Annotated in this window: 8 protein-coding genes, 1 other RNA gene and 1 pseudogene; 9 read left to right on the forward strand and 1 reads right to left on the reverse strand. The window is 61.1% G+C overall.

The annotated features are described in order from the left end of the window. The 8 genes from VGU61_RS20400 to VGU61_RS20435 form a co-directional block, all read left to right on the forward strand. Positions 1–628, forward strand: a 628-nt coding sequence (locus VGU61_RS20400) for a UbiD family decarboxylase (protein ID WP_326861130.1), incomplete at its 5' end; no start/stop codon positions are given. Between the two features lie 106 nt (positions 629–734). After that, positions 735–1,256: a superoxide dismutase family protein gene (locus VGU61_RS20405; protein ID WP_326861131.1), complete on the forward strand. Its 522-nt coding sequence runs from the start codon at positions 735–737 to the stop codon at positions 1,254–1,256. Between the two features lie 104 nt (positions 1,257–1,360). Beyond that, positions 1,361–1,459: signal recognition particle sRNA small type (gene ffs / locus VGU61_RS20410), an RNA gene on the forward strand. 169 nt (positions 1,460–1,628) lie between these two features. Continuing rightward, the gene (gene dnaX / locus VGU61_RS20415) at positions 1,629–3,578 is read left to right on the forward strand and encodes a DNA polymerase III subunit gamma/tau (RefSeq protein ID WP_326861132.1); all 1,950 of its coding nucleotides are present in this window, start codon (positions 1,629–1,631) and stop codon (positions 3,576–3,578) included. A 67-nt stretch (positions 3,579–3,645) separates the two neighbouring features. Beyond that, on the forward strand, positions 3,646–3,972 hold the full coding sequence (locus VGU61_RS20420; protein WP_326861133.1) for a YbaB/EbfC family nucleoid-associated protein: 327 nt from the start codon (positions 3,646–3,648) through the stop codon (positions 3,970–3,972). Between the two features lie 18 nt (positions 3,973–3,990). After that, positions 3,991–4,587: a recombination mediator RecR gene (gene recR / locus VGU61_RS20425; RefSeq protein ID WP_326861134.1), complete on the forward strand. Its 597-nt coding sequence runs from the start codon at positions 3,991–3,993 to the stop codon at positions 4,585–4,587. Positions 4,588–4,652: 65 nt separating this feature from the next. Further along, positions 4,653–5,900 (forward strand): CaiB/BaiF CoA-transferase family protein, encoded by a 1,248-nt coding sequence (locus VGU61_RS20430; RefSeq protein ID WP_326861135.1) that lies wholly within the window; start codon positions 4,653–4,655, stop codon positions 5,898–5,900. Positions 5,901–6,237: 337 nt separating this feature from the next. Beyond that, positions 6,238–6,831 (forward strand): HupE/UreJ family protein, encoded by a 594-nt coding sequence (locus VGU61_RS20435; protein WP_326861136.1) that lies wholly within the window; start codon positions 6,238–6,240, stop codon positions 6,829–6,831. Here VGU61_RS20435 and VGU61_RS20440 read toward each other — a convergent pair. Beyond that, positions 6,810–8,318: a PLP-dependent aminotransferase family protein gene (locus VGU61_RS20440; RefSeq protein ID WP_326861137.1), complete on the reverse strand. Its 1,509-nt coding sequence runs from the start codon at positions 8,316–8,318 to the stop codon at positions 6,810–6,812. The genes VGU61_RS20435 and VGU61_RS20440 overlap by 22 nt on opposite strands. 118 nt (positions 8,319–8,436) lie before the next feature. On the opposite strand from VGU61_RS20440, the pseudogene VGU61_RS20445 reads away from it, so the two are divergent. After that, positions 8,437–8,642: pseudogene (locus VGU61_RS20445) on the forward strand (GNAT family N-acetyltransferase); the annotation flags it as partial.

Below are 8,642 nucleotides of genomic sequence, written 5' to 3' on the forward strand. Positions count from 1 at the left end.
GCTCGAAGGGCCGTACGGCGACCATACCGGTTACTACAACGAGCAGGACTGGTTCCCCGTCTTCACGATCGACCGCATCACGATGCGACGAGACCCGATCTATCACTCTACCTATACCGGCAAGCCGCCCGACGAACCGGCGATTCTGGGTGTGGCGCTAAACGAGGTATTCATCCCGCTGCTGCAGAAGCAATTCCCGGAAATTACCGACTTCTACCTTCCGCCGGAAGGGTGCAGTTACCGGATGGCGGTAGTGCAGATGAAAAAGGCCTATGCGGGACATGCCAAGCGGGTGATGTTCGGCGTCTGGAGTTTTCTGCGGCAGTTCATGTATACGAAGTTCATCGTCGTCGTCGACCAGGACGTGAATATCCGCGACTGGAAGGAAGTCATCTGGGCCATCACGACCCGCGTCGACCCGAGCCGCGACACGACGCTGGTGGAGAACACGCCGATCGACTATCTTGATTTTGCATCCCCGGTCAGCGGACTCGGCAGCAAAATGGGGATTGACGCAACCGATAAATGGCCCGGCGAGACTACGCGCGAATGGGGGCGTACGATTACCATGACGGATGCAGTGAAAAAGCGGGTAGATGAGATCTGGAGTGAATTAGGATTGCAATAAATCCGCTGCCGAAGTTTCCATGGCGGTTGGAAACGTGAAGTCTGTACAGAGAAGTTTTTTGTAGTTAATCTAACGACCCAACTATTACAACCAAAGGATTGAGACTATGAAATTACTCCCATTAGTAATCAGTGCTGCCTTGCTTGCGGCATGCCAATCGTCGCCAACGCAATCCGGCGGCAAGCAGGCTCGCGCCATGCTGGAGCCCAGAAGCGGATCCAATGTCGCCGGTCAGGTCGATTTTGCGGAGCAAGGCGACAAGGTTCTGGTTTCCGTCAAGGTCAGCGGTCTCAAGCCCAATAGCCAGCATGGTTTCCATGTCCATGAAAAAGGCGATTGTTCCGCGCCTGACGGCATGAGCACCGGCGGCCACTTCAATCCGGACGGACATCCGCATAGCCACGCGAAGAAAATGCCCCGCCACGCTGGTGATATGGAAAACCTGGTTGCTGATGCGAAAGGCGAAGCAACGGCAAAGTTTGAGCTGGATACGATTCGCGTCGATACCGGGAAGTACGGAATCGTCGACCGCGCGGTTATTGTCCATGCCAACCCCGACGATTACACAACGCAGCCAACCGGCAACGCCGGCGGCCGCATCGCCTGTGGCCTGATCCGGAAAAGCTGATCGCCATACTTCGACCGGCCATCTCGTTCCGTAACGCAAGCCGGTACCCGGCGGCATGATGAAAGTAGGGGCACTCCATCCGCTTTGCTGGTAGAATTTGCAGCGGCGGGCCCCTACGCATTGCGGCATGGCCAACCTGGTCAGGTCGGGAACGAAGCAGCCACAGCTATTTCCCGCAAGTGCCGTAGACAAGGCTCGCCTCTTTCCTTTTTGTCTATCCGCCGTCAGGCGATCCGGTTGATTTCCATCGTTGTACCCGCATATGCCCATAGATGTGGCACTTTGATGGTTGCAGTGTTTTCCTGAACGGCAGCATGGCCCGGGTCGGGTAAAATTAGGCTCACCATTCTTCAGCCAATCGCCAGCGTCCCTATGTCCTATCAAGTCCTTGCCCGTAAATATCGTCCCAAGAGCTTCGATACGCTCGTCGGACAGGAGCATGTGGTCCGGGCATTGACGCATGCGCTGGAGCAGAAGCGGCTGCATCATGCGTATCTGTTCACCGGTACGCGGGGCGTCGGGAAGACGACGCTGTCGCGCATTCTCGCCAAGTCCTTCAATTGCCAAGGCGAGGACGGCAACGGCGGCATCACCGCGCAACCCTGCGGCAAGTGCGATGCCTGTACGGCGATCGATGCCGGGCGGTTCGTCGATTACATCGAGATGGACGCCGCATCCAACCGTGGCGTGGATGAAATGGCGCAATTGCTCGAGCAGGCGGTCTATGCGCCGTCAAATGCGCGTTTCAAGGTCTACATGATCGACGAAGTTCACATGCTCACCAACCATGCGTTCAATTCGATGCTGAAGACGCTCGAAGAGCCACCCGAGCATGTGAAATTCATCCTTGCCACCACCGATCCGCAAAAAATTCCGGTCACTGTGCTATCGCGCTGCCTGCAGTTCAATCTGAAGCAGATGCCGCCCGGTCATATCGTCAGCCACCTCGACAACATTCTCGGCCAGGAAGGCATTGCCTTCGACGGCACCGCGCTGCGCCTGCTTGCCCAGGCGGCCCACGGCTCCATGCGCGATGCCTTGTCGCTGACCGATCAGGCCATTGCTTACGCCGCCGGCAAGGTGACGCTGGAAGCGGTGCAGGGCATGCTTGGCGCGCTCGACCAGTCGTACCTCATTCGTGTACTCGATGCATTGGCCGCCAAGGATGGCACCGGTCTTTTGGCGGTGGCCGATGACATGGCGACCCGCAGCCTTTCCTATAATGCTGCCTTGCAGGATCTCGGCAGCCTGCTGCACCGGATCGCCCTGGCGCAAACCGTACCGGCGGCGCTTCCCGAGGACTTGCCGGAGCGGCCCGATATCCTGCGGCTGGCCCAGGCTTTCGATGCCGAGGAAATCCAGCTTTTCTACCAGATCGCCGTTCATGGCCGTAATGAGCTCAGTCTCGCGCCCGACGACTACGCAGGCTTTTCGATGACCCTGTTGCGCATGCTGGCGTTCCGGCCCGGCGTCGGCGGTGCCGAACCAAAGCCCGCTTCATCACCGGCGTCGGTTGCGGCGGCTGCCGCTGCGCCCGCTGCGCGGCCAAGCCCGGTAGTGGCACAGCTGGTGGCCAGCGCGCCGCAGGCCAACACCGCGCCCGCCAACACAGCGCCCGCCAATACTGCACCGGCGCGCGCCCCGACCGGCATGAGTCCGGCCCGGGCGGCACTCGAAGCGGCCCGCAACGGCGGCAAGCTGCCTCCGGGCGTCGTGGTGGCGCCGGTCAATCCGCCGCAACCGGTCAGCCCCCCGGCGCCGCAGGCAAAAGCGGCATCGCCAGCCCCCTGGGATGAAACGCCGATTGCATTGCCGGGCGAAGAAGAACAGGCTGGCGACATCGCTCAAAAAAAAACTGAACCTGAACCGCCCGCCGAACCCGAACTGACACCTCTGGTAGTTTTGCCGCCGCTCAAGCTGCAGGCAGTGCCGGAACTGGGCTGGGATGGTAATTGGCCCGCCCTTGCCGCATCGCTGCCGGTGCGCGGTGTGTCGCAGCAGCTGGCGCAACAAAGCGAATTGATCCGCTGCGAAGGCAGCGGCGATGTCTACGAATTCACCTTGCGCATCCCGCTCGAAACCCTGTGTTCCGCCGGCAGCGTGGACAAACTATCGGCAGCCTTGTCGCAGCATTTCGGCAAGACGGTCAGGGTCGTGACCGAGATCGGGGCCGTCGAGCAGACCGCGAACGCGCATGCGATGGCCGACCGCGCCGCGCGACAGCGGGAAGCCGAGGAAACCGTGCAACGCGATCCCTTCGTGCAGGCGTTGATGCGTGAATTCGGGGCGACCATTGTGCCGGGATCGATAAAGCCGATTTGACCAATCAGGGCCAGGGTGGCACAAAACGCCGCTCTGTCCAGCATGACAATTTCTAGGAGAAGGAACCATGATGAAGAACCAGCTCGCAGGTCTCATGAAACAGGCGCAGGCCATGCAGGACAACATGAAGAAGATGCAGGACCAGTTGGCCCAGATCGAAGTCGAGGGCGAATCGGGCGCCGGCCTGGTGAAGGTGACGATGACGTGCAAGAACGACGTCAAGCGTGTATCGATCGATCCGTCGCTGCTGGCGGACGACAAGGACATGCTGGAAGACCTCGTCGCAGCCGCGTTCAACGACGCGGTGCGCAAGGCGGAAGCGACTTCGCAGGAAAAGATGGCCGGCATGACGGCGGGCCTTCCGCTGCCGCCGGGATTCAAACTGCCTTTCTAAATTTCGGTCTGCGTATTCGTGAAATCCCCATCCAGTCTTGATTTTCTGTCCGAAGCCTTGAGACGGCTTCCGGGCGTCGGGCCGAAGTCCGCCCAGCGCATGGCCTACCATCTGATGCAGCACGATCGGGATGGAGCCGCCATGCTGGGCAGAGCGCTGTCGCAAGCGGTGGAGAAGATCCGCCACTGCGCCATGTGCAATACCTTCACCGAGCACGAGGTCTGCGAAACCTGCATGGACGCGGATCGCGATCCGGCGCTGCTGTGCGTGGTGGAGACGCCCGGCGATCAGCTCATGATTGAACAGACGATGACCTTCAAGGGGCTGTATTTCATCCTGATGGGGCATCTCTCACCGCTGGACGGCATCGGGCCGAAGGATATCCATCTTGAGAAACTGATCTCGCGCGCCACCGATGGGATCGTCAATGAAGTGGTGCTGGCCACCAATTTCACCAACGAGGGCGAGGCGACCGCCCATTACATCAGCGAGACGCTCAAGGCGCGCGGCCTCAAGGTCAGCCGGCTGGCCCGCGGCGTTCCGGTCGGCGGCGAACTCGAGTACGTGGATGCCGGCACCATCGCACGGGCGATGCTGGACCGCCGCTCGACCTGACTTCTGCCTCGCTGCCCGCGCAGGCGAAGCAATCAAGAATAAAAAGACGTTCCCGAAACGGCGATATGAACAATAGCAATCCCTCCGCCGGCGCACTCGCAGGCATCAAGGTTCTTGAGCTCGGCACACTGATCGCCGGGCCGTTCTGCTCACGCATGCTGGCCGAGTTCGGCGCCGAGGTCATCAAGATCGAATCGCCCGACGGTGGCGATCCGATCCGTCAGTGGCGGGTGCTGAAGGACGGCACGTCCTTGTGGTGGTCGGTGCAGTCACGCAATAAGAAAAGCGTCACCCTTAATATGAAGGATCCGCGCGGCCAGGAAATCGCGCGCAAGCTTGCGCTCGACGCGGATGTGATCATCGAGAACTATCGTTCCGGCGTGCTGGAAAAATGGGGCCTCGGCTTCGAGGATCTCAAAAAAGAGAATCCCGCCACCATCATGGTGCGCCTGTCCGGCTACGGACAGACCGGACCGATGAAGGATCTGCCGGGATTTGGCGCGATCGGTGAGTCCATGGGCGGCATGCGCTATGTATCCGGCCACCCGGACCGGCCGCCGGTACGCATCGGGATTTCGATTGGCGATTCGGTGGCCGCGCTGCATGGCGTGATCGGCGCGATGATGGCCTTGCGCCACCGCGATGCCACCGGCGGCCGCTGGAACGGCAAGGCTGGCGCCGACTGCGTCGCCGGGCAGGGCCAGATGGTCGATGTGGCCCTGTACGAGGCGGTCTTCAACATGATGGAGTCACTGGTTCCCGAATACGATTTTGCCGGCGTGATCCGCGCCCGCACCGGCGGCGCGCTGCCCGGCATCGTGCCGTCGAATACCTACACCACCAGCGACGGCGAGAATATCGTTATTGCGGGCAACGGCGATGCGATCTTCAAGCGGCTGATGCTGGCCATCGGACGGGACGACATGGCGAACGATCCGCAACTGGCACGCAACGACGGACGGGTGCCGCGCACCGAGGAAATCGACGGCGCCATACAGGCATGGTGCGGTACGCAGACCATCGACAACGCGCTGGAAACATTGCGTTCAGCCGATGTCCCCGTCGGCAAGATCTATTCGGTGCGCGACATGATGACCGATCCGCAATTCCTGGCGCGGCAGATGTTCGAGCAGCACGCATTCAAGGACGGCACGCCGATCAAGCTGCCGGCAATCACGCCCAAGCTGTCGGCCACGCCCGGCGAGACCCGCTGGCTGGGTCCGGCCCTGGGCGAGCATAACGATGAGGTGTTGCAGTCGCTGGGATATGATGCAGAACAGATCGCGCAATTCAAACGCGACAAGGTCCTCTAGGAGACAACCCATGAACAAGGCTTTCTGGAAGCAGTTCCTCATCGCGCTGGCGCTTTTCCTGCTCGGCTATTTCACCTTCAACAGCAATCTGTTCTCATAAGCGGCTGACCGCCATCGGGCTGACACTGGTTCCCCCATCCCGTTCAGCAGGCTCGGGTTTTGCATATGCTTCCTGGAAAATGCCGGGTTAATCCGAACCGGCACCGCGACGGCTGAACTCGCATTTCCGCACAGTGAAAGATATGGTGCGTGCCGCTTCCATATGGTGCATCTGCGCCCCGGAATGGTGAGTTCTGACCGTCGACGGCATCGAATTGAACCACTTACCGGGAAAACCATGTCTTGCCTATCCAATAAAAACATCATCCGCATCTTCGCGTTCATCGCAGCCGCCGCAACCGGTCCGGCGATGGCGCATACCGGCCATCATGCGAACGGCTTCGCCGCCGGCTTCGGCCATCCTATTTCCGGTCTCGATCATTTGCTCGCCATGCTTGCCGTCGGCCTGTGGGCCGCGCAAAACCGCCGCCCCGCGACATGGCTGCTGCCGCTCGCATTTCCGCTGGCAATGGCCGCCGGTGCCGCTGCAGGCATTGCCGGATGGACGACGACAGGACTGGAATTCGGCATCGCAGGTTCGGTGGCGATGCTCGGATTGCTGGTCGCCGGCGCGGTGACATTGCCGGCGTGGGCAGGCGCAGTGCTGGTATCGGCATTTGCGGCGATGCATGGACTGGCCCACGGCAACGAGCTGCCAAGCGGCGCTTCGCCATTGGCCTATGGCGCGGGTTTCATGCTCGCCACCACGCTGTTGCACGCGGCAGGCTTGCTTACCGCAGCGGCTGCCGGAATGGGCATGCACCATCGCTTGGTGCGGTACATTGGCGCAGGTATGACGGCGGCAGGCGCCTATCTGTTGACGGCGGTCTGAATACTTTTGTTTTCAGCGCGATGCATCCGCGCAAGCAGATCGCGTAAAGCCACTACGGCATTTTTCAACGCAGGACTCTCCACCGCCGCAAACCCGAGCAGCAGCCCGGACGCCGAGCGTTCCGGGCTGGCGTAGAACGTAGACAGGGCACGCAATTCGATACCTTGTTCCAAGGCCGCGCGCGCAATAGATTTGTCGTCGCGGGGTGAACGGAACGCGGCGGTCAGATGAAGGCCTGCATCGGCGGGGCCAAGATGCAATTCATCCGGCAAATGCGAGGTCAGCGCTTCCAGCAGGGCGATGCGCCGCTCATTGCAGATCATCCGGGTGCGGCGTATGTGCCGCGCAAAGTGTCCTTCGGCAATGAAGTCGGCCAGCACCGCCTGTGGCGCGATGGCGGAATGGCGGTCGATTACCGACTTGGCGCGCGCAAAGGCCTCCGCAAGATCCGGCGGCACGACAAGATAGCCGAGGCGCAAGCCGGGGAACATCACCTTGGACAGGGTGCCGACATAAATCACGCGGCCCTTCTTATCCAGGCTTTGCAGGGATGCGAGTGGGCGCCCGCTATACCGATACTCGCTGTCATACTCATCTTCCACGATCCATGCACGGGCGTCCGCCGCCCAGTCGAGCAATTGCAGCCGCCTCTGCAAGCTCATTGTGACCCCGAGCGGATACTGATGCGACGGCGTCACATAGGCCAGCTTCGACTGCGGATGCAAGGTCGCGCCATACTCGACCAGCATGCCCTGGTCGTCCACCGGTACCGGGCATATCCGTGCATCGGCTGCACGCAGCGCGGCCCGGGTGCCGGGATAGCCGGGATCCTCCACCCAAGCGCTGTCTCCGGGATTCAATAACAGATTGGCGACCAGGTATAGCGCCTGCTGCGATCCGGAAGTGACGATGACCTGTTCCGCATTGCAATTCACACCCCGTGACGCCCGCAGGTACGCCGCAAGCAATTCGCGCAGCGGCGGATAGCCGGCGGCGTCGTTGTAGCCGAGCTGAAACGCGGGCCGCCGCCATTGCCTTGCCTCCAGCCGTGCCCACACATCAAACGGGAAGGCATCCACGGCCGACATGCCGATGCGGAAGGCGGCAGGCGCGCCGCGGTGGGTATTCATCCGCGACTGCTCGCCGGTATAGCGCAGGCCGCGCTCGGACAGCAGATGCCGGTTGTCCAGGCTGGCCGGCGCGTTGGCAGCCCTGTCGGTGATGGGCAGGTTATGGCTGACGAAAGTGCCTTTGCCGACCGTGCCGGAAAGGAAGCCTTCCGCCGTCAATTGCTCGAACGCATTCAGCACTGTCTGGCGCGAAACGCCCAGCAGCGACGCGAACTCGCGCGTCGGCGGCAATTGCATGCCGGGACTGATGCGCCCATCAAGCACGGCGGCCTTGAGCGCAGCATAGAGCTGCCGGAAAAGCGGGGTCGGGTGATCCGGATCGAGACGGATGGCATGCAGGGATTGGGCGAGGTACATGATCGTGTTGCCCGGCGCAGCCGGTTCTGAATTGGTATTTCGAAATTATCATTTATTGGTACTTCAATAAAGCCAAATCGAAGTTTATTCTGTTGCCTGAAATCGATGAGGAATTCCCATGGACCATATTACCTACTGCACCGACGCACCGATCAGCCCGCAGCAGCTTGCAGGCCTGTACCGCAGTGCCGGACTCCGCCGCCCGGTGGATGATCTGGAAAGAATGGCGCGCATGCTCGAGCATGCCAATCTCACAGTGAGCGCCTGGCGGGACGGTGAATTGATCGGCGTCGCCCGGTCCCTGACGGATTTCAGTTACGCCTG

Origin of the sequence: Noviherbaspirillum sp., from assembly GCF_035944575.1 — a bacterium.
Lineage (GTDB): Bacteria > Pseudomonadota > Gammaproteobacteria > Burkholderiales > Burkholderiaceae_D > Noviherbaspirillum.